This is a genomic window from Vibrio sp. THAF64, assembly GCF_009363455.1.
In the GTDB taxonomy this organism is placed as follows: Bacteria; Pseudomonadota; Gammaproteobacteria; order Enterobacterales; family Vibrionaceae; genus Vibrio; species Vibrio coralliilyticus.
In genome coordinates, this window is the sequence record NZ_CP045355.1 from 1,061,854 (window position 1) to 1,083,474 (window position 21,621).

General features: G+C 46.4%; 19 protein-coding genes. 13 read left to right on the forward strand and 6 right to left on the reverse strand.

Annotation, left to right across the window (positions count from 1 at the left end; all coding sequences use genetic code 11):
• Positions 1 to 38: 38 nt before the first annotated feature.
• Complete coding sequence (locus tag FIU99_RS04870; protein WP_006959312.1) at positions 39 to 581, reverse strand: prepilin-type N-terminal cleavage/methylation domain-containing protein; 543 nt, start codon at positions 579 to 581, stop codon at positions 39 to 41.
• A 258-nt stretch (positions 582 to 839) separates the two neighbouring features.
• Between FIU99_RS04870 and FIU99_RS04875 the strand changes: the two genes are divergently transcribed.
• The 4 genes from FIU99_RS04875 to serS all read left to right on the forward strand — a co-directional run bounded on the left by FIU99_RS04875 (position 840) and on the right by serS (position 4,886).
• Entirely contained in the window at positions 840 to 1,454 is a 615-nt protein-coding gene (locus tag FIU99_RS04875) for an SEC-C metal-binding domain-containing protein (protein WP_099609731.1), read from the forward strand.
• Positions 1,455 to 1,536: 82 nt separating this feature from the next.
• Positions 1,537 to 2,133 (forward strand): outer membrane lipoprotein chaperone LolA, encoded by a 597-nt coding sequence (lolA, locus tag FIU99_RS04880; protein WP_152472058.1) that lies wholly within the window; start codon positions 1,537 to 1,539, stop codon positions 2,131 to 2,133.
• A gap of 2 nt (positions 2,134 to 2,135) precedes the next feature.
• Positions 2,136 to 3,482, forward strand: a complete 1,347-nt coding sequence (locus FIU99_RS04885; RefSeq protein ID WP_021457163.1) for a replication-associated recombination protein A — start codon at positions 2,136 to 2,138, stop codon at positions 3,480 to 3,482.
• A gap of 96 nt (positions 3,483 to 3,578) precedes the next feature.
• Positions 3,579 to 4,886, forward strand: coding sequence for a serine--tRNA ligase (gene serS / locus FIU99_RS04890; RefSeq protein ID WP_152472059.1), 1,308 nt, complete (start codon positions 3,579 to 3,581; stop codon positions 4,884 to 4,886).
• Between the two features lie 57 nt (positions 4,887 to 4,943).
• On the opposite strand, the gene FIU99_RS04895 is transcribed toward serS, so the two are convergent.
• The 3 genes from FIU99_RS04895 to sppA all read right to left on the reverse strand — a co-directional run bounded on the left by FIU99_RS04895 (position 4,944) and on the right by sppA (position 8,927).
• Positions 4,944 to 5,774 carry a CPBP family intramembrane glutamic endopeptidase gene (locus tag FIU99_RS04895; protein ID WP_172974069.1) on the reverse strand — a complete coding sequence of 277 codons (831 nt, stop codon included), beginning with the start codon at positions 5,772 to 5,774 and terminating at the stop codon, positions 4,944 to 4,946.
• A gap of 151 nt (positions 5,775 to 5,925) precedes the next feature.
• Positions 5,926 to 6,942, reverse strand: a complete 1,017-nt coding sequence (gene ansA, locus FIU99_RS04900; RefSeq protein ID WP_006959306.1) for an asparaginase — start codon at positions 6,940 to 6,942, stop codon at positions 5,926 to 5,928.
• A gap of 134 nt (positions 6,943 to 7,076) precedes the next feature.
• Complete coding sequence (gene sppA / locus FIU99_RS04905) at positions 7,077 to 8,927, reverse strand: signal peptide peptidase SppA (RefSeq protein WP_152472061.1); 1,851 nt, start codon at positions 8,925 to 8,927, stop codon at positions 7,077 to 7,079.
• 197 nt (positions 8,928 to 9,124) lie between these two features.
• Between sppA and FIU99_RS04910 the strand changes: the two genes are divergently transcribed.
• Entirely contained in the window at positions 9,125 to 11,137 is a 2,013-nt protein-coding gene (locus FIU99_RS04910) for an NADPH-dependent 2,4-dienoyl-CoA reductase (protein WP_172974070.1), read from the forward strand.
• A gap of 70 nt (positions 11,138 to 11,207) precedes the next feature.
• Here the strand turns inward: FIU99_RS04910 and purU are convergent, their stop codons facing one another.
• The gene (gene purU, locus FIU99_RS04915; protein WP_006959303.1) at positions 11,208 to 12,041 is read right to left on the reverse strand and encodes a formyltetrahydrofolate deformylase; all 834 of its coding nucleotides are present in this window, start codon (positions 12,039 to 12,041) and stop codon (positions 11,208 to 11,210) included.
• A gap of 195 nt (positions 12,042 to 12,236) precedes the next feature.
• Here purU and FIU99_RS04920 point away from each other — a divergent pair, with 195 nt between their 5' ends.
• The 8 genes from FIU99_RS04920 (at position 12,237) to rnd (ending at position 19,966) form a co-directional block, all read left to right on the forward strand.
• A complete protein-coding gene (locus FIU99_RS04920; protein ID WP_006959302.1) occupies positions 12,237 to 12,437 on the forward strand; it encodes a hypothetical protein in 201 nt (66 codons plus the stop codon).
• A gap of 121 nt (positions 12,438 to 12,558) precedes the next feature.
• Positions 12,559 to 14,484 (forward strand): ATP-dependent DNA helicase, encoded by a 1,926-nt coding sequence (locus FIU99_RS04925; protein WP_152472062.1) that lies wholly within the window; start codon positions 12,559 to 12,561, stop codon positions 14,482 to 14,484.
• Positions 14,485 to 14,496: 12 nt separating this feature from the next.
• Positions 14,497 to 15,198 carry a tRNA (adenosine(37)-N6)-threonylcarbamoyltransferase complex dimerization subunit type 1 TsaB gene (gene tsaB / locus FIU99_RS04930; protein ID WP_043007329.1) on the forward strand — a complete coding sequence of 234 codons (702 nt, stop codon included), beginning with the start codon at positions 14,497 to 14,499 and terminating at the stop codon, positions 15,196 to 15,198.
• A 20-nt stretch (positions 15,199 to 15,218) separates the two neighbouring features.
• Positions 15,219 to 15,521: a hypothetical protein gene (locus FIU99_RS04935; protein ID WP_006959299.1), complete on the forward strand. Its 303-nt coding sequence runs from the start codon at positions 15,219 to 15,221 to the stop codon at positions 15,519 to 15,521.
• A 19-nt stretch (positions 15,522 to 15,540) separates the two neighbouring features.
• Entirely contained in the window at positions 15,541 to 16,098 is a 558-nt protein-coding gene (locus tag FIU99_RS04940) for a Slp family lipoprotein (protein ID WP_152472063.1), read from the forward strand.
• Positions 16,095 to 16,952, forward strand: coding sequence for an alpha/beta fold hydrolase (locus tag FIU99_RS04945; RefSeq protein ID WP_152472064.1), 858 nt, complete (start codon positions 16,095 to 16,097; stop codon positions 16,950 to 16,952). The genes FIU99_RS04940 and FIU99_RS04945 overlap by 4 nt, the downstream gene beginning before the upstream one ends.
• A 110-nt stretch (positions 16,953 to 17,062) precedes the next feature.
• Positions 17,063 to 18,751: a long-chain-fatty-acid--CoA ligase FadD gene (fadD, locus tag FIU99_RS04950; RefSeq protein ID WP_152472065.1), complete on the forward strand. Its 1,689-nt coding sequence runs from the start codon at positions 17,063 to 17,065 to the stop codon at positions 18,749 to 18,751.
• 99 nt (positions 18,752 to 18,850) lie between these two features.
• Positions 18,851 to 19,966, forward strand: a complete 1,116-nt coding sequence (rnd, locus tag FIU99_RS04955; protein ID WP_043007335.1) for a ribonuclease D — start codon at positions 18,851 to 18,853, stop codon at positions 19,964 to 19,966.
• Between the two features lie 53 nt (positions 19,967 to 20,019).
• On the opposite strand, the gene FIU99_RS04960 is transcribed toward rnd, so the two are convergent.
• The gene (locus tag FIU99_RS04960) at positions 20,020 to 21,579 is read right to left on the reverse strand and encodes a SulP family inorganic anion transporter (protein ID WP_019277913.1); all 1,560 of its coding nucleotides are present in this window, start codon (positions 21,577 to 21,579) and stop codon (positions 20,020 to 20,022) included.
• Between the last annotated feature and the right edge of the window lie 42 nt (positions 21,580 to 21,621).

Below are 21,621 nucleotides of genomic sequence, written 5' to 3' on the forward strand. Positions count from 1 at the left end.
GCGTGATTTTAGTGACTTCATTACGAGATGTCTAACAACTAGGCGTTATTTCTTCCGATCGCCTTCTCAATGACTCCAGTTAAGGGTGAGTAGCGCAACATCGGGAACTCTTCATCTTCGTCATAGCCGCTGGTGTAGTAATACGTGCACTCATTGTTGGCGGTATACCAAGCGACAATATCGGTATCGGAAGGCAATATGGTAGAAGTCAGTGGCCTGATTGTTAAATCCACCTGCATCAGTGCATTCCACATTGCGACACAATCTTCCCCTCGGATAGGTCCTAAAGCGGGATCAGAAGGCTCATGATTGACTGACATAGGGAAGCCCAGTGCAGAAGGGTATATGTCTTCAATCCCATAATCGACGTGACTGGTAGGTTCACCTTCTATGAGCCATTTCGCTTGATAGAGCTGAATGGCATTGGCAAAACTGGCAAACGCAGCGTCGGCCCTCGAAACATGAGCATCACGTTGGTAATTCAAAAATCTGGGGGCGGCGGTGACGGCAAGCACGCCGAGAATAACAATCACGACCACCAGTTCAATCAGCGTAAAGCCGCTGGGTTTGTGCTTTTTCATGGTTAACCCGACTGCATCCAAATAGGTTGCTAAAACTATAATCGACGGGATTTTGCATTCATCATTCTAATTCTCAAAGTGAAATAAGTCATTGAATTGAATATTTACTCCATTTAGGTCTAAGTTTGTTAAATGAAATGAACGACTTCTCAAAAATGAACCAATGGAGCCGTCTATGTTCCTTACCAAGACTTGGGTGACCCACAGCGGCGCATAGGGTTATAATGGCGTGAGAATCTAGCAACATTGAATCAGATAATGACTTATCAACTACTGACACTTGAACCATCCAAAACTGAAGAATCTGCACTGTATCTTGAAGGGATCACTTTGGCCGCAAACTTGGCGACAAAGCCTCTCGCACCAGAAAGTTGGTTGCCTAGCCTTTTTTCCGAGCAAGCACAGTCTGTTAAGGCGGAGGTTGAAGGTCATATAAATCAGCAATACAGCTATTTAAAGAGCAATGAATATTCTTTGTTGTCCTTGCTTAATGAAGAGCAGCGCGACGAGCAGCTCGCTGATTTCGCTGAAGGTTTTATGATGCTCTGGCCCACCATCGAAGAGCAATGGGCGGAAACGTCTATCGGTGATGGGACATTACGCATGCTACAAGCTTTGCTAACCACAATGATGTTGGCAATCGATGAAGAGCAGACTCAAGCACAAATGAAAGAGGCAGGTATCGAAACGCCACCGGCACTAAATGACTTTCTTGGTCAGCTGGATTTGATGATTAATGAAGTCGCACAAGCGGCAGATGAAGCCATGGTCGGTGCCAAAGCACAAAGTGTAAACCCATTTAAAGATATCGGGCGTAACGACAATTGCCCGTGTGGTAGTGGTAAAAAATTCAAACAGTGTTGCGGTCAGTAGAACAAAGTTAACGTTACCCGGTCAAAACAGTATCGAAACCGAGGTATAACGTCGTATTCGCGACGAAATAGGATGATAAAGAATGAAGAAATTAGCCGCGTTGTTTTTCCTTAGCTTCTCCGTCATCGCAGCGCCCAAAGATGAATTGAGCCAGCGACTGCAACTGACTGACGGGTTTAGTGCGGATTTTTCACAGCAGTTGATCAGCCCGGAAGGGGAAATGTTGACGGAAGGTGAAGGCAAAGTCGAAATTGCGCGTCCAAGCTTGTTCCGTTGGACTACCACGGCACCAGATGAGAATGTCTTGGTGTCAGATGGTGAATCTCTGTGGTATTACAGCCCTTTCATCGAACAAGTTAGTATTTACTGGCAGGAGCAAGCTACTGAGCAAACCCCTTTTGTTCTGCTGACTCGCAACCGCGCCAGCGATTGGGAAAACTACAAAGTGTCACAACAAGGCGATGTGTTTACACTGGTACCGACCGCAGTGGACACCAATCAGGGGCAGTTTGAGCTAGAGATTGATGGTAAAGGTGCGGTGAAAGGCTTTAGTGTTATAGAGCAAGATGGCCAAAAAAGTACCTTCAAGTTTAATAACATCAAACTGGCTAAACCAAGTGCCGATCGCTTTACCTTTACCATTCCTGAAGGGGTAGAGGTCGACGACCAAAGGAATTAATAGTGAGCAACTATTCATTGGACTTTTCAGGGGACGAAGATTTTCGTCCCCTTGCTGCTAGAATGCGCCCAGAAACGCTGGACCAATACATCGGTCAGCAACATATTCTTGGTCTAGGTAAGCCCCTGCGCCGTGCGCTGGAGGCAGGTCATATTCATTCGATGATTCTTTGGGGGCCGCCTGGAACCGGAAAAACAACTCTAGCTGAAGTTGCGGCAAATTATGCCAATGCGGAAGTCGAGCGAGTTTCAGCGGTGACCTCTGGCGTCAAAGACATTCGTGCGGCGATTGATAAAGCTCGTGAAAATAAACTAACTGGTCGAAGAACGATTTTGTTTGTTGATGAGGTTCATCGCTTTAACAAATCCCAACAAGATGCGTTTCTCCCTCATATTGAAGATGGCACCGTGACTTTTATTGGCGCGACAACGGAGAATCCCTCCTTTGAGCTTAACAATGCTTTGCTGTCGCGTGCTCGAGTTTACAAACTCACCTCTTTAGCTCAGCAAGATATTCGTCTGGCGTTAGAGCAAGCAATCAGTGATGCTGAGCGTGGATTAGGTCAGTTTGAAGCCCACTTCGTCGATAACGTATTGGATCGCTTATCTGAGTTAGTGAATGGTGATGCACGCATGTCACTTAACTATCTTGAGCTGCTGTATGACATGGCGCAAGAGGATGATAAGGGCGTTAAGCAAATCACGTTAGAGCTCCTTGCTGAAGTGGCTGGCGAAAAAGTGTCGCGCTTTGATAACAAAGGAGACATATGGTACGACTTGATCTCAGCAGTGCATAAATCGATTCGTGGTTCGAATCCAGATGCGGCACTTTACTGGTCAGCACGTATGATTGCCGCAGGTTGTGACCCTTTGTATATCGCTCGCCGATTGTTAGCGATTGCATCTGAGGACATTGGTAATGCCGATCCGCGAGCAATGCAGGTCGCGCTGTCAGCGTGGGATTGCTTTACCAGAGTGGGCCCGGCAGAAGGTGAGAGAGCCATTGCCCAGGCTATTGTATATCTTGCTTGTGCACCTAAAAGTAATGCGGTTTATACCGCTTGGAAACAAGCCCTGCGTGATGCTCACAATCAACCTGAGTACGAAGTACCACCTCATCTTCGCAATGCACCGACAAGTTTAATGAAAGATCTTGGTTATGGAGCGGAATATCGTTACGCTCATGACGAACCCGGTGCTTACGCGGCTGGAGAGAAATATCTACCACCAGAAATGGGGGAGATTCGTTACTATTCTCCTACAAACCGAGGCTTAGAGGCGAAAATTGGCGAAAAGTTAGATTACTTGGCTAGTTTAGATGCAAAAAGCCCACAAAAGCGCTATGAATAAGCGTCTTTTTTGGATACATTTGTTCGGTTAATTATAAAAGCGTTTGAGCATGAAGTTTGGACGCACTTTCACAACCAAAAAAGCATAGGATTAACAATGCTGGATTCTAAATTACTTCGTACAGAGCTGGATGAAACAGCTGCTAAACTGGCGCGTCGTGGCTTTAAGCTAGACGTAGAGACAATCCGTACACTTGAAGAACAACGTAAGTCCATTCAAGTAGAAGTTGAAAATTTACAATCCACGCGTAACTCCATCTCCAAGCAAATTGGTCAGAAAATGGCTGCTGGAGACAAAGAAGGTGCTGAAGAGATTAAAAAGCAGATTGGTACGTTAGGTAGCGATCTGGAAGCGAAAAAAGCTGAGCTGGTGGAAATCCAGAACAAACTGGAAGACATCACGCTGTCTGTGCCAAACCTGCCAGACGATGAAGTGCCAGATGGCAAAGATGAAAACGAGAACGTTGAAATCTCTCGTTGGGGTGAGCCTAAGTCTTACGATTTTGAAGTAAAAGATCACGTTGATTTAGGTGAAATGGGCGATGGCCTAGATTTCGCTAGCGCAACAAAGATCACTGGCGCTCGCTTTATCATCATGAAAGGCCAATTTGCTCGTCTACACCGTGCAATTGCTCAGTTCATGCTGGATCTTCATACAGAAGAGCATGGCTATACGGAAATGTATGTACCTTACCTAGTGAATTCTGACAGCTTGTTAGGTACTGGTCAGTTACCTAAGTTTGGTGAAGATCTGTTCCATACTGAGCCATTGACTGAAAAAGTGAATGATGAAGAACCACGTAAACTGTCTCTTATCCCAACGGCAGAAGTACCGGTAACCAACATGGTGCGTGACACTATCGTTGATGAAGCGGATCTGCCAATTAAGATGACAGCACACACTCCTTGCTTCCGTTCTGAAGCAGGTTCTTACGGTCGTGATACTCGTGGTCTTATTCGTATGCACCAGTTTGACAAAGTTGAGCTAGTACAAATCACTAAGCCAGAAGAGTCAATGGCAGCACTTGAAGAGCTGACAGGTCATGCTGAGAAAGTGCTACAACTTCTAGAGCTTCCTTACCGTAAAGTGGTTCTATGTACAGGTGACATGGGCTTTGGTGCTCGTAAAACTTATGACCTTGAAGTTTGGGTTCCTGCTCAAGAGACGTACCGTGAGATCTCCTCATGTTCAAACACTTGGGATTTCCAAGCGCGTCGTATGCAAGCTCGCTTCCGTCGTAAGGGCGAGAAGAAGCCAGAGCTAGTACACACGCTAAACGGCTCAGGTCTAGCAGTTGGTCGTACTATGGTTGCGATTCTTGAAAACAATCAAGAAGCGGATGGCCGTATCGCAATCCCTGCTGTACTGCAAAAGTACATGGGCGGCGCAACGCACATCGGTTAAACTCAAATAAACACCAAAAAGCCAGCTCAAGTGAGCTGGCTTTTTTGTATTTGCTTATTATCCACGAAGAATTGGGTAGGTATAGAAGAGCAAATGACTGAAGTTAAATAGAAAATGAACCAAAACTGCAGCCCATAATCTTCCTGTTGTATGGAAGATCAAGCCGTAGCCAAGCCCAGCTAGTGACGCGAAAACAATTAATAGTGGGCCACCTGCAAAGTGTGCCAATCCAAATAACAGACTCGCGACTACAACGCCGATATAGGCACCATACTTATTCGTTAACTTTTGTTGGATAAAACCACGGAACAGGGCTTCTTCAGCGACACAGGTGAAGAATAGATTGTTAAAGGCGAACAACCACCACCAGTTGGGGATAGAGAACTCGGGTTTGATTGCTCCTAGCAGTGACGCAATAGGCAGTAAAGCGAACAGTGGGATTGATATCAACAGCATGGTTCGATAATTGATCTTGCGGTTTTCACCTAGCAACGCAGGGAAGGCCAAAAGAAGGGCGAAGAAGGCCAGTGGTTTGTCTAGGTTCAAATACATGCTGAAATCGGCACTCAGAAGACCAGCTTGCACATTTTGAAGTACCTGCGGATTGCTAAAGCCAGGCACCAAATGTAGAAAGAGTGCGAGGCTCCCAATGATGACTACGGTTGAGAGTATTTCTGGTGGTAGCGAGGACTTGTTTTTGAGGTAGTAAGTAGCTGCTAGAAAGGTAACTACGAGTATCAAGCCTAGAGGTGATAATACACCAGCTATAAAGCCACCGAGGAGAGTTGCTGCAAGCAAACTCAATGAGGCTTTCGGCGCTTTAAGAAACGCGGCAAGAATGGAAGCGCTGAATAGTAGCCAAACCCATATAGAATGATCGATGTGCATAAGGTGAAATGGATTGCGATTGAAAAGCGTATGATGAACTGAATCCTCAGTCAGAACAAGCTCGCCGAATCTCATCAGAGCACTGAATTAAAAAGAAAAAGTCGACATATTGTCGACTTTTTTATCAGTAAAATTTCTTGAAGATATGTTGCTATATCGACATTTCACCGCGCAGTACTTGCTGCATTTGGACTTTGACCTGTTCGTAAGTCAGATTTTGACTCAAGAGGTAATGCAGTTTGGCAAGTGCAGCTTCTGGGGTCATGTCGTAACCACTAATTACACCAGCTTCAGCCAGTGCACAGCCAGTCGCATAACCGCCCATGTTGACTTTACCCGCTAAACATTGAGTTAGGTTGACCACGATAACACCACGCTCTGAGGCATCCTTAAGGTGCGCGAGTAGCTCTGGGTTTTGCGGCGCATTACCCACACCAAAGGTCAATAGGATCATCGCATTGACTGGCTGAAGCAGCGTGTTACGGATCACTTCGTGTGAGATGCCCGGGTACATGGTGATCACGCCAATTGGCTGAGGCGTAATGTCATGAACCTTAAATTCGCCTTCTGGTTTTTCACCCACCACAATATCGTTGCTGATCTGGATATTGATACCCGCTTCTAGTAGCGGTGGTAAGTTCGGGGAAGTAAAGGCATTGAAACCGTCCGCGTGTGATTTCGTACTGCGGTTACCACGCATCAATTTGTTGTTGAAGAACAGAGTGACTTCATTGATTGGGTAGTTGGCCGCAATGTGCAGAGCGTTAAGCAGGTTGGCCTGGCCATCCGAACGTAGCTCCGCAAGTGGGATTTGTGAGCCCGTCACAATCACAGGTTTGCCGAGGTTTTCCAGCATGAAAGACAGTGCCGAGGCAGTATACGCCATCGTGTCTGTGCCATGCAGAATAACGAAACCATCGTATTTGTCGTAATTCTCGCGAATATCATCTGCGATTTGCTGCCAGTCCTTTGGCGTCATATCGGATGAATCGATCAGAGGGTCATACTCGTGAATAGTGAATTCTGGCATTTCTGGGCGCTGGAACTCTGGCATGCTAGCCAGTTGTTTTTCCATGAATCCAGCCACTGGAACGTAACCATGGTCATCTGACTTTTTCATGCCGATGGTTCCGCCAGTGTAAGCGATATAAATGTGTTTTCTTGCCATTGCTTAGAAACCAGTTAATTGTAGGGGGAACAGAGCGTGGGATTATATATCAATCAGTAGTAATAAAAAGGGGCATCCCGCACAGGAATACCCCAGATAGACTTAATCCAGTTTGTGAATCAGTCGCTCAATCGTTACTGAACCTGACAGTTTAAACAGAACGCATATTGGCCTTTTGGATCATTGAAACTGTCCAGCAGGCTAGCATCCTGAACAACTTGTGCAGCCACAGGCTGTAGGGCGGCAGGCAGGAATGCGCTGGCATCGACACCAAGATTGACTTTGACTTGATTCATGAAGTCTTGGATGAACTGTTCAGCAGGCGATAGTGGCTCCTCTACCCAGTACAGGTTGTAATCTTCGACTTTTGCCAGCTCAGCAGCCATCTTCACAGCGTCGTCAAAGTCACCCATTTTATCAACCAGGCCCAACTTCGCTGCATCTTGGCCCGTCCATACGCGGCCTTGAGCAATGTTGTCCATGTCTTTCAATGGAATTTCACGGCTTTCACTGACCAGGCTGATAAAGCGATGATAGCCGTGTTCAATCCCCATTTGGAAGGCATCGGCAGCACCGTCGGATAAGCCAGTGGTAATGCCTACGCCTGAGAACGGGGAAGTCCCGACACCATCAGTGTATACGCCGAGTTTATTTAGGCCTTTTTCAAACGTTGTGATCACACTGAAGATACCGATTGAACCGGTCAACGTCGTTGGCTGAGCAACAATTCGATCTGCGCCCATTGAAATCCAGTAACCGCCGGATGCCGCTAAGCTCGACATAGACGCAACCACAGGTTTGCCAGCTTCTTTCAGCGCTTCGATTTCATTACGAATCACTTCGGATGCGAACGCACTACCACCTGGGCTGTCCACACGTAAAACAACAGCTTTGATTTTGTCGTCATTGCGCGCTTGACGTAAAAGTGCCGCGACGGTATCACCACCGGTTGCACCTCTTGGTTGGGAACCGTCCATAATGGCACCGCTAGCAACGACAATCGCAATGTCATCTTGCGACAAATCGAATTTCGGCTTCATTGTGGTTTGATATTCGTAGTAATCGACGTAGTTGTAGCTGTCTTCACCATTACTACCAAATACTTCGGTCAAGTCGGCACGTACTTGTTGCCGGGTCGCCAGCTCATCTACCAAGCCAAGCTCCAAAGACAAAGCAGCCAAGTCACCGTCTTGTTCTTTTAATAAACCTAAAAACTCTTCCATAGTTGGATTGAGCGTTTTGGCGGAAACCTGACGATTAGTGGCAACGTCATCCACATAGGCTCCCCATAGCTGGCCTAACCAGCGTGACGCGGACTCTTTCGCTGCGTCTGACATATCGTCACGTACAAAAGGTTCGATGGCTGATTTATAGGTGCCGACGCGGAAAACGTGAGTATTTACATCCAGCTTTTCTAGCAGCGTCTTGTAGTACATCGAGTAAGCGCTATAGCCTTTAATCAATACAGCGCCATCTGGAGCTAGGTAAATCTTGTCGGCATAACTGGCTAGGTAATACTGACTTTGGTTGTAAAACTCACCCGCGGCGTAAATAGGCTTGCCTGAAGCTTTGAACTCATTCAGAGCCTTCGCAATGTAGCGCAGTTTAGTCAGGTTGGTTTCTGGCATGTCACGCAGAGCCAGCACAATACCAGTGATCTTAGGGTCGTCTTTGGCATGGCGTATTGACTCAACAATATCAAACAAGACGTTTTCTCTTGGCATATCCTGACCAAATAGCGAGCCAGTGAAAGAGTCCATTGGGTTAACGTATCTTGATTGCTCAACAATGGGGCCTGAAATATTCAGCACCAAAGCGGATTCTTGAGGCACGGATGGGATCGGAGATTCTGCGCTGGTGTAGATGAAGTAGATAATACCAATAGTGGCGAGAAAGATAAGATTAACTAGGGCAAGACGAATAAAGGTAATCAGCTTCCATATGCCTTTAAAGATCATACCGATAAACTTAAATAATTTTTTCATTAGGGCTCCGCTGCGCTTAGCGCAGGTATAGGCCTTGATAGTCTAAGACCTTATAAATACAGATAACTTATATCCTACTTAAACTAGTATACCCAAACAACTGCAAGATTGATCGGTGTTACAAAATTGTAAACGCTTGTTTGATTTTTATTACAACTCGCCGTATTCTGGTCAGACCAGAACAAAATAACAAAGTGATGTCTGCCATGTACCCAAACTTGTTAGAGCCGTTGGATCTAGGATTTACTCAGATTAGAAACCGAGTCTTAATGGGCTCGATGCACACTGGTCTGGAGGAGCACAAAGAAGGTCTCGGAAAACTGGCTGCTTTTTACGCTGAACGTGCGAAAGGTGGTGTTGGTCTGATTGTGACCGGTGGTTTCTCGCCTAACCTACGTGGTCGTTTACACCCATTTAGTGCGGAATTCAGTAAACCTAAGCATGCTAAAGCGCACAAAGTCGTGACAGAAGCCGTTCACGAACATGGCGGGAAAATCGCTTTACAGCTTCTTCATGCAGGGCGTTACGCCATGCACCCGTTTTCACAAAGCTCTTCTGCCATAAAGGCGCCAATTGCTCGCTTTTCTCCAAGTGAGATGAGTACTCGTCAGATCCACAAAACCATTGATGCATTTGCTAACAGCGCCAAGCTGGCACAATCTGCGGGCTACGATGGTGTCGAAGTGATGGGTTCAGAAGGTTATCTGATCAACCAGTTCATCTGTAAACGTACCAACATGCGTTATGACGAGTGGGGCGGTTGCTACGAAAATCGCATGCGTATGCCATTAGAGGTTGTGCGTGCGATTCGTAAAGAAGTGGGTGAAGAGTTTATCATCATCTTCCGACTTTCTATGCTGGACTTGGTTGAGGAAGGCAGCACGTTTGACGAAGTGATTACTCTGGCAAAAGAGCTTGAGAAAGCTGGGGTGACCATTATTAATACCGGTATCGGCTGGCATGAAGCAAGAGTCCCGACTATCGCAACTCAAGTGCCGCGAGGAGCCTTTACTTGGGTGACTGAAAAAGTGCGCCCACATGTCAATGTGCCGATTGTCACCTGTAACCGTATCAATACGCCAGAAGAAGCTGAGCGTATTCTCTCAGGTGGTCACGCTGACATGGTGTCCATGGCAAGACCTTTCCTAGCGGATCCGCATTTTGTCATTAAGGCTGAAAATAAACAGTCGCATTTGATTAATACTTGTATCGGTTGTAACCAAGCGTGTCTGGATAATGTCTTTAAAGGCAAACGGGCTAGCTGTCTGGTCAACCCGCTTGCCTGTCGTGAAGATGAACTGAAAATTACACCTACCGATAAGCCGAAGAATATCGCTGTAGTTGGAGCTGGTCCAGCTGGCCTTTCATGTGCGACGACTCTGGCGAAACGAGGCCACCATGTTGATCTGTTTGAGCGCAATGACCGAATTGGTGGGCAGTTCCGCTTAGCCATGCAGATTCCGGGTAAAGAGGAATTCCGCGAGACCATTCGCTATTTTGCCAATCAGATTGATGAAACAGGCGTGAAGCTACATCTTGAAACGGATGCCAACTTTGATCTGTTGGTCGAGTATGATGAAGTAGTCATGGCATCGGGCGTGGAGCCGCGTAAAGTCAAGATTGACGGGATCGACAACCCAGAAAAAGTGATTGATTATCAGACGCTAATTAAAGAGAAAACTTACGTTGGTGAGAAAGTTGCGATTGTTGGTGCGGGTGGCATTGGTGTGGATGTAGCAACCATGCTGACAGAGCCAGTTGGTCACAATTTAGACGACTGGCTGCATGAGTGGGGAATTGATAAAGAGATCGCGCATCCGGGCGGTTTGTACCCTTATCCTGAATCCCTAAGCGAAAAAGATGTTTGGGTTCTGCAGCGCCGCAAGGGCAAAGTTGGTAAAGGGCCGGGTAAAACCACGGGTTGGATTCATAAACGTACGCTTGAGAAGCGTGGCGTGAATCTGGTGGGTGGTGTTAGCTACGACAAGATTGATGATACTGGTCTGCACATCAGCCATGATGGCAAATCTGAGTTACTTGAAGTGGATAAAGTAATCATCTGTGCGGGTCAGGAGTCGGTGAGACCTTTTGAGGACCAGTGGCAGCAGTTTGGTGACAAGCTTCATATCATAGGAGGCGCCGATCATGCCGGTGAGTTGGATGCTGTTCGTGCTATCAGACAAGGTGTTGAACTGGCTGCGAAGCTTTAAGTAGGTTCGAATAAAGTCCTGAAATTAAAAAGACCTCCAATGGGAGGTCTTTTTGCATTTAGATACAAGATTAAAGAATCACAGTCTTGTTGCCATAGACAAATACGTGGTCGTTTATCACCTTATTGAGTGCTTTGCTGAGTACATTCTTCTCAACATCTCGTCCTGCTTGTGCCATATCTTTCGCGCTAAAGTTATGATCGACCGGAATCACGTCTTGCTTGATGATTGGCCCTTCGTCGAGGTCATTAGTGACGAAGTGCGCTGTTGCACCAATGATCTTAACGCCTCGCTCGTAAGCTTGCTGGTAAGGCTTCGCCCCAATGAAAGCGGGCAGGAAGCTATGGTGGATATTAATGATCTTATGGTGATACTTTTCGACGAATGATGGTGTTAGTACGCGCATGTATTTAGCCAGAACCAGATAGTCCGCATTGTACTGATCGATGACTTCAAGCATCTTCTGTTCATGTTCTTCACGGTTTAGCCCTTCGTGAGACACATGATGATATGGAATATCAAACTTTTCAGTCAGGCTCTGTAGCGTATCATAGTTGCCCACCACTGCCGCAATATCGACATCCAGACTGCCGTCGTAGTTTTTCATTAGGATATCACCAATACAGTGCGCTTCTTTGGTGACGAGAATGACAATGCGTTTACGGTTTGGGCCAATCAACTTTCGTTTAGCGCCTTGAGGCAGAGCCTGGTCGAGATCGGCAAGGAAGGTTTGATCATTGAAGTAACCTTCCAGCTCAGTACGCATGAAGAAATGGCCGCTGGTATTATCGACAAATTCATTATTGTGGATGATGTTGAGTTGGTGCTTGTAACAGATATTGGTGATCTTAGAAATCAAGCCAGGTGCATCTGTACAATGAGTGAGCAGTGTTTTCTTTTCCATTGGGTTAAAACTTCCGTGAATTATTTTTTTCGTATTCTGAAATTTTTGTCGGGCGTTGAACGGTGAAGCGCCCCACAATATGGAAGCTACAATTAAACTAATATCAAGATGGTTTCAACAATTAATCCGAGTTAACCGATTAGCTTGGCGAATTTGTTTAAAAATTGTCAGATTTTAGCCCGACAGGTGGTACGTATGGATAAAGATCTACTAGCACGTAAGTTGTATTCCGAAAGAGTCAGTGCGCTACTAGGTGACCACGAAATCAATGAAGAGCTTCTCAATGAAATGTGGGAAAACAAAGCGTCGCCCAGTGAAGCAGCTCGAGCCATGATGGATAGTCAGAATGAGTTTGCTGGTCCCGCTTGGCTATCGCGTTATCTCAACCGTCGTTAACACAATTTACTCATCAATAAAGTGACCTATCGGCGCGGATCAGATTTGCATTCGCGCCACGTCTTTAAACCTGCCATAATCCCTCGTTCCTAATCTTGTTCAACTCAAATTACAGCCTTTGATGATCTCTAAAACGTTCTCAGCAGATGGTGCTCTAGGTAAAGCGATTCCTGGGTTCCAACCACGACAGGCTCAGCTAGATATGGCTGAATCTGTGGTTAAAGCGATAAAAAGTGACCAGCAAGTGGTCATTGAAGCAGGAACCGGAACGGGGAAAACCTTCGCTTATTTGGTTCCAGCTTTGCTGAGCGACAAAAAAACCATCATCAGCACGGGCTCGAAAAACCTGCAGGAACAGTTGTTCCATCGTGATTTACCTTTAATGACCGATGCCTTGGGCTTTTACGGGCAAGTGGCGTTACTTAAAGGCCGAGCAAACTATTTGTGTTTAGATCGCCTTAGCCGCCAAATGGTAGAGAGTCATGGACATCATGCGGATCCAACACTGCTTAGCCAGTTGGTTAAAGTGCGCTCATGGGCGAGCGAGACCAAAAGTGGGGATTTAGGCGACTGTGACGAAATCGCTGAAGACAGCCCAGTGATCCCAACAATCACTTCAACCAACGACAATTGCTTAGGTAAAGAGTGTCCAAGTTATCAAGATTGCTTTGTTCTTAAGGCTCGCAAAAAAGCCATGGATGCGGATGTAGTGGTCGTCAATCATCACCTGTTTTTGGCAGATTTAGCGATAAAAGAAACGGGGTTTGGGGAACTGATACCAGAAGCAGAAGTGTTTATCTTCGACGAAGCTCATCAGCTACCTGATATTGCCAGTCAGTACTTTGGCCAGTCTCTGTCCAGTCGTCAGATTCAGGAGCTATCCAAGGATATTGAAATTGGCTATCGCACCGAAGCGAAAGACATGCGCCAATTGCAGAAGATCAGTGAGAAATTGCTGCAAAGTGCGATGGACTTAAGAATTGCCCTCGGCGAACCAGGTTTCCGAGGCAACTGGCGTGAAGCGATTCAATCTCCCTCAATTGCCAGAGAACTAGAAAGATTACGTGAGTCGCTGGATTTTTGTCTCGAAGTGCTCAAATTAGCGCTGGGCCGAAGCCAGTTGTTGGATACGGCGTATGAACGGGCCAGCACGATTCAAGCTCGATTAGAGCGAATTTGTGAAGTTTCCATTACGGGATACTCCTATTGGTACGATACGACTCCGCGTCATTTTAGTCTTCATATCACCCCGCTTTCGGTATCAGATAAGTTTCAAGAACAGATCGAGCTAAAGCAAGGGGCGTGGATATTTACTTCTGCAACTCTGGGGGTTAAAGGGGATTTCGGCCACTTTACTTCTCGGCTGGGTCTAAAACCTCAGACGGAAATGTCTTTGCCAAGTCCATTTGATTATCAAAGTCAGGCAAGGCTTTGTGTTCCGCGTTACCTTCCTGAGCCGAACAGCCCGGGTATGGCGGATAAGCTTGTTCGCATGCTCAGCCCTTTGATTGAACAGAATCAGGGTCGCTGCTTTTTCCTTTGCACCTCTCATAGCATGATGCGAGAGCTTGGTGAAAGGTTCCGAGAGTGCTTGAGTATTCCGGTGCTGCTGCAAGGAGAAACCAGTAAACAAAAAACACTGGCAGAGTTTATGGAGCTGGGTAATGCTTTGCTGGTGGCGACCGGAGCATTTTGGGAAGGGATTGATGTTAGAGGTGACACCCTGAGCTGTGTTATTATCGACAAATTACCTTTCACTGCACCTGATGACCCGTTGCTTAAGGCGCGGATAGAAGATTGCCAGCTTAAAGGCGGGGATCCATTTTCTCAGGTCCAGATACCGGATGCTGTGATTACCCTCAAGCAGGGGGTTGGTCGCTTAATTCGAGATAAGAAAGACAAAGGTGCGCTGATCATTTGTGATAATCGATTGGTGACGCGCGAATATGGCGGCGTATTCCTTGCCAGCTTACCTCCAATTCCTCGAACACGGGATTTAGAGTTAGTGCAGGATTTCCTTAAACAAATTTCAGAAACAACCGAATAATCAGAGAATTCAATGAGCGCAAAAATTCTTGCCTTAGACACGGCAACAGAGAACTGTTCTGTTGCATTGCTAGTTAATGACCAGATCTATGTTCGCAGTGAAGTAGCACCGCGAGACCACACCAAAAAGATTCTCCCTATGGTAGATGAAGTGCTGAAAGAAGCGGGGATCACTCTGGCTGAACTTGACGCGCTCGCGTTTGGTCGTGGACCGGGTAGCTTTACAGGTGTCCGCATTGGCATTGGTATTGCACAGGGTTTAGCGTTTGGTGCTGACCTGCCTATGATTGGTGTTTCAACATTGCAAGCAATGGCTCAAGGTAGTTACCGTAAACACGGTGTAAGCCACGTGGCGTGTGCGATTGACGCACGTATGAGCGAAGTCTACTGGGGTCGTTTTTCGCGTCAAGAAGATGGCACTTGGATGGCTACTGATGCCGAATGTGTTATTCCACCTGCGGTTTTGGCTGAAAATAGCCAAAGTGATGAACAACGCTGGTTGACTGCAGGAACGGGTTGGGAAGCGTATCAGGAAGCGCTAGCTGAGCTGAAATTTGAAGTCGCGGCGGGAGAGGTTCTTTTCCCTGATGCGGAAGATATCGTCGCACTGGCGAAATTCGAATTGGAGCAGGGTAACACCGTGACGGTAGAAGATGCCAGCCCTGTGTATCTGCGTGATACCGTAGCATGGAAGAAATTGCCAGGCAGAGAATAAGGTGTAATTAGACGGATAGTATGGTTTCGATTAATGGATTGCCTCCTTCGGTTCCGGGACCGAATAAGGCCAATAAAACCGGAAAAAAGAATGAGGTAAAAAAATCTCAGGAGAAGTCATCCGTTGGCCAGCCATCCAAAGTCGCCAACGCGGTGGCGCATTCTATCCGTCACGTAAATGAGTCAGACATTCATAAAGCTCAAGTGCAATACGACTTGCCAGAAGGGCAGGGCCGCAAAGCGATGGAAGAGTATATGAATGTGATGAATCAGTCTAAGCGTGATGAACTATCGCAGCTGTTAGGTGTCGATATTTATATATAACCCTTTTTGGTAAGTCCTTATGATGCCACGTGTTTTTAAACTTGTTTCTATGGCCAGTGTGCTTGTTGCACTTACCGCGTGCAGTACTCTTCCAGAAAACCTCGCGTCAGATAACCCAGACCTACAAACGGATTACTCCGGCTGGCAAGCTTCTGCAGCAAAAAAGCAGGAACTTCGCTTGGGCGGTGTGATTGCCAGTGTGACTAACCTGAAAGACAAGACGCGAGTGGAAGTCGTTAATTTACCCATCAGTTCCAATGGTAAGCCTGATATTGACCAAGAACCTCAAGGCCGATTCGTAGGCTATATTGATGGCTTCGCCGATCCAGTAACGCTGTCAGAAGGGCGATTGATTACCTTGCTCGGTGATAGCAGTGGCACTGAAGCTGCCAAAGTGGGTGAATATAGCTATGATTTTCCAGTCATGAAGATCAAGAGTTATCATCTGTGGCGAATTGAAGAGCGTGTGATTGTGCACGATGACTTTGGGCCATCAATGTACCCTTGCCGCAGTTTGTATTGTCGTGACCTCACCCGAGGTACCAGGCAGGGCAAGGTGATTCAAGAAGTCAAATGACCTGTAGAGACACACGTTACCCCTTAGCCGATGGTCACCTAGCCGCAATCGAATACGGTTATAGCCAGACAGCAGACTGCTCTATCGTTTTTCTTCATGGCTGGTTGGACAATGCCGCCAGCTTTGAATCCTTGATGCAAGAGCTGCATCAATCCGCCCCTTCACTGCACTTGTGCGCTATTGACCTGCCCGGTCATGGTTATTCTAGTCATAAGCCAGGCAGTAATTTCTACCCATTTCATGACTATATTGACGATGTTTATCAGTTTTTGGCTAACTTATCGCCAAACAGACTGGTGTTGGTTGGTCATTCTCTTGGTGCTTTGATTGCAAGTTGCTATAGTGCCGCCTTTCCTGAACAGATCAGTGGATTGGTTCAGATAGAAGGGCACGGGCCTTTGGCGGAAGAAGAGAGCGAAACGGTTTCTCGTTTGAGAGAAGGCGTTTTGAGTCGTCATAGAATTCGTAGCAAACCAACTAGAGCATTTGAGTCTGATGCCACTGCTGTTGATGTCAGGGCTAAGGTTAATCAAATTGCTTCTGACCTTATCAGACCCATCGTCCAGCGAGGATTGGTAAAGACCAATGATGGTTGGATATGGCGTCACGATGAGAAATTACAAAGCCAGTCTTTGTATCGCATGTCATTTGAGCATGCACAATCAATCAGCCGACAGATCACCTGTCCGCAGATTGTTGTGCTAGGCGAACAAGGTTTCTCCCACTTGCAGAAAACACAGGATGACACTCCTAATCCGGCCGAAATTTTTACGGTTGAGGGTGGACATCACTGCCATCTACAAGTCCCTTCTAGAGTATCTAACCTAATTTTTGGCTTAGTTAACAAAATTTAAACAAGTGTTTGAGTCTTTCGTGCTCAACCCCTTTGCCTGTGTTGTAATAGTCGTCAGTAAAAACACGGCGTTTCGTCGACAACAGTCAGCTTAATTCGAGGAGTATTACCGTGGATAAACCTTGGTTATCACGTTATCCAAGTGATGTGCCTGAGCATATCAACCCTGATCAATATCCGTCATTGGTGGAAATGTTTGAGCAGTCAGTACAGAAATATGCTGATCAGCCTGCCTTTATGAACATGGGCTCGGTAATGACATTTCGTAAGCTTGAAGAGCGTAGCCGCGCTTTTGCTGCTTACCTACAGAACGAACTTAAGCTGGAAAAAGGCGACCGCGTTGCTTTGATGATGCCAAACCTTCTACAATACCCAGTGGCATTGTTTGGCGTCCTGCGTGCAGGTCTGATCGCTGTTAATGTGAACCCTCTATACACGCCACGTGAACTTGAACACCAGCTAAATGACTCTGGTGCGAAAGCGATTGTAATCGTATCTAACTTTGCGAATACATTAGAGCAAATCGTAAACAATACTCCTGTTAAGCATGTTGTACTGACCAGCTTAGGTCAGATGCTTCCACGCGCAAAAGGCACATTGGTCGACTTTGTGGTTAAGTACGTGAAAGGCATGGTGCCTAAGTATGACCTACCAGGGGCAATTTCAATGCGTAAGGCACTGCATAAAGGTCGACGCTTGCAATACGTTAAGCCTTTTATGTCCGGGGATGATATTGCTTTCCTTCAGTACACCGGTGGTACGACAGGGGTTGCGAAAGGGGCCATTCTGACTCATAGCAATATGATTGCAAACATTTTGCAGGCCAAAGGAATGTATGGGCCGGTACTAAAAGAAGGCCGGGAAGTTGTTGTGACCGCGCTGCCTCTTTACCACGTATTTGCTTTGACGGTGAACTGCCTATTGTTCCTAGAACTGGGCGGACGTAACCTGTTGATCACTAACCCGAGAGATATCCCAGGTTTTGTCAAAGAGCTACAAAAGTGTCCGTTCACTGCAATTACCGGTGTGAACACGCTGTTCAATGCTTTGGTCAATAATGAAGATTTCCACGAGCTGGACTTTAGCAATCTAAAGTTAGCGGTAGGTGGCGGTATGGCCGTTCAACGTGCGGTTGCTGAGCAGTGGAAGAAGACAACTGGTGTACACCTATTAGAAGGTTATGGTCTTACCGAATGTTCACCTTTGGTGACGGTGAACCCATATGACCTCACAGAATACACAGGCGCAATTGGTTTGCCTGTCCCTTCTACAGAAGTGCGTATTGTTGATGATGAAGGGAATCCTGTACCGAATACTGAAGTTGGTGAACTGCAGGTTCGTGGCCCTCAAGTGATGCAAGGTTATTGGCAAAGACCAGAAGCCAGCAAAGAAGTCATTAATAGTGAAGGATGGCTGTCGACGGGCGATATCGTTAAGTTTGATGAGCAAGGTTTGATTCACATTGTGGATCGCAAAAAAGACATGATTCTGGTGTCCGGCTTTAACGTGTACCCAAATGAGATTGAAGATGTCGTGGCACTGCATGGAAAAGTACTGGAAGTCGCAGCGATTGGTCAGCCGCATGAAGTGTCGGGTGAGCTCGTGAAAATTTACGTTGTCAAGCGAGACCCAAGCCTGACGAAAGACGAGCTCATTGCTCACTGTCGTCAGCACCTGACGGGCTATAAAGTGCCTAAGCTAGTTGAATTCAAAGATGAATTACCGAAAACCAATGTCGGTAAGATACTACGCCGTGTTTTGCGTGAAGAGAATGATGCAAACTTGGCAAAGGCTAGCTAAAGTTAAAAATAAGCAGAACCAAGTGTTTAGTGTTAAAATGCCGACTAATACCAGTCGGCATTTTTATTTGCAGACCCCATCAGTCACAGTGAGAGCTTTGTGAATTATCAAATCATTACCCGCCCAGACCAGCTAGAAAAAGTGTGTGAACAAGCTAGAAATGCAGATGTCGTCATGCTTGATACCGAGTTTGTCCGAACACGAACCTACTACCCTCAGCTTGGCCTTATTCAGTTATTTGATGGTGAAACACTTTCTCTGATTGATCCAACAGTCATTGATGATATGACGGCGTTTGTTCACCTTCTAAAGGACACATCAGTGTTAAAGGTTTTACACGCGTGTGGTGAAGACTTGGAAGTGTTTAACAACAGCTTTGGTTGCCTGCCTTACCCGATGGTGGATACCCAACTGATGGCGGCATTCTTGGGCCACGGATTGTCAACGGGCTTTGCTTCTTTGGTTGAGTCTTATCTTGGCGTAGAACTGGATAAAAGTGAATCTCGTACAGACTGGCTTGCCAGACCGCTAACGGATAAACAGCTCGACTACGCGGCCGCAGATGTCCACTATCTATTGCCATTGTATGAAAAGCTGCTTGAAGAAATTACTCAGGCTGGCTGGTGGGAAGCGGCTCAGCAGGAAAGTGATTTACTGGCTACCAAGCGTATCAAGTCACTTGATCCTGAAAAAGCCTACTTGGATGTTAAGGGCGCTTGGCAACTGAAACCGAGTGAGTTAGCTTTATTAAAGCCGCTTGCTACTTGGCGCTTCAAAGAGGCGATTCGCCGTGACCTAGCACTGAATTTCGTCTTTAAAGAACATGATCTACTTACTGTCGCTCGTTTAGGCTTACAGAACAAACAAAGAATGGAGCAGGAAGGATTAGATATTCGTTCTGTGCAACGCCACAGCGCACGTATTATCTCGATTGTTAAATCAGCCAAAATGACGCCTGTAGATGAGTATCCGGCTAAAATTGAGCGCTTGATGGATATGCCAGGCTACAAGCAGAAGTTTAAAACCCTTAAAGATGAAGTGAAAAAAGCCTCTCAGGCTTCTGGGCTGGCGACGGAGTTTTTGGCGTCCAAGAAACAATTGAATCAGTTGATTAGCTGGGTATGGAAAAAAGATCGCGATCCATCAATATTACCAGATGTGATGCAAAGCTGGCGTTTGGAACTGATGGGTGAAAAACTCAATAAATTGTTGTAAGTATTAACGATAAGTTAAAAGGGCTTCCAAATGGAAGCCCTTTTTTCGTCTGCTTAACCCGCTAGCACGTCGGTTGCGACTTTGTAGCTTGGGTCTTCCTTGACGTTAATCTCTACCAAGCTGCCTGCTTTGTCGAGAAGCTTACGACAATCTGGGCTTAGGTGGCGTAGATGAAGTGTCTTACCCTGAGCAGAATAACGCTCGGCTAGTGTTTCGATAGCTTCGATCGCTGAGTGGTCGGTTACACGTGAATCAGCGAAATCGACGATAACATCACTTGGATCTTCATGCGCATCGAAAATCTCAAGGAAGTTTGCGACTGAACCGAAGAATACCGGGCCGTGAATTTTGTACTCTTTAGAACCTTCTGCGTTGATACTTGTATCGGCATAGATGTGTTTAGCGTGTTGCCAAGCAAACATCAGAGCAGAGGCAATAACACCAACGAAGACGGCAATAGCAAGGTCGGTCATTACCGTTACGACCGTTACGAGTACAATTACAAAGAAGTCTTGTTTTGGTACGCGACGAGCCAGTTTGAATGTTGCCCACTCAAAAGTACCGATAACCACCATGAACATCACACCGACTAGTGCGGCTAGTGGGATCATTTCGATAAGTGAAGAAGCGAACAGGATAAATATCAGCAGTGCAGAAGCAGCAACAATGCCTGACAAACGACCACGACCACCTGAGTTAACGTTGATCATCGACTGACCAATCATCGCACAGCCACCCATAGCGCCAAATACTGAACACGTCATGTTTGCCATGCCCTGACCGATACATTCACGGTTAGACTGACCACGAGTGTTTGTCATTTCGTCCAGAACAGTCAGTGTTAGCAGAGATTCAATCAGACCAATCGCCGCAAGAATGATAGCGTACGGGAGGATGATTTGTAGTGTTTCCAGTGTTAACGGTACTGCTGGGACAGAGAACGTTGGTAGTGAGCCTGCCAGCGTTGCTGCATCATCACCAGACATTGTACGTAGGAAATCGACAACTGTACGTGTTTCCAGATCTAAGCCTACTACCAAAGCTGTCACTGTGACGATCGCTACCAAGGATGATGGTACGGCGGTAGTGAATTTTGGCAGGAAGTGAATAATAGCCATGGTTAGCGCTACTAAACCCAGCATCAGCATCATTTGATCTTGAGGTAACCAAGTTAGCATGCCGTTAATGTCTGGCGCTTTGAACTGACCAAGCTGAGCTAAGAAAATCACAATCGCTAGACCGTTAACGAAGCCAATCATAACTGGATGCGGCACTATGCGGATGAACTTACCTAACTTAAATAGACCTGCGGCTACTTGAAGGATACCAGCAAGTAATATGGCAGCAAAAAGGTACTGGACACCGTGTGATGCGACTAGCGACACCATTACGACTGCCATTGCACCTGTTGCACCCGAGATCATGCCTGGGCGGCCACCAAAAATGGAAGTAATTAGGCCGACAATAAATGCTGCATACAGGCCAACCATAGGGTCGACACCAGCCACGAAGGCAAAGGCAACGGCTTCAGGAACCAATGCAAGTGCAACGGTCAGGCCTGATAACACGTCATTTTTTACAGAGTGTTTCGAAAATTGAGGGAATTCAAACATGCTTGCTCAGTTATGCTAAATGTTTACGGTTATTCTGAATAC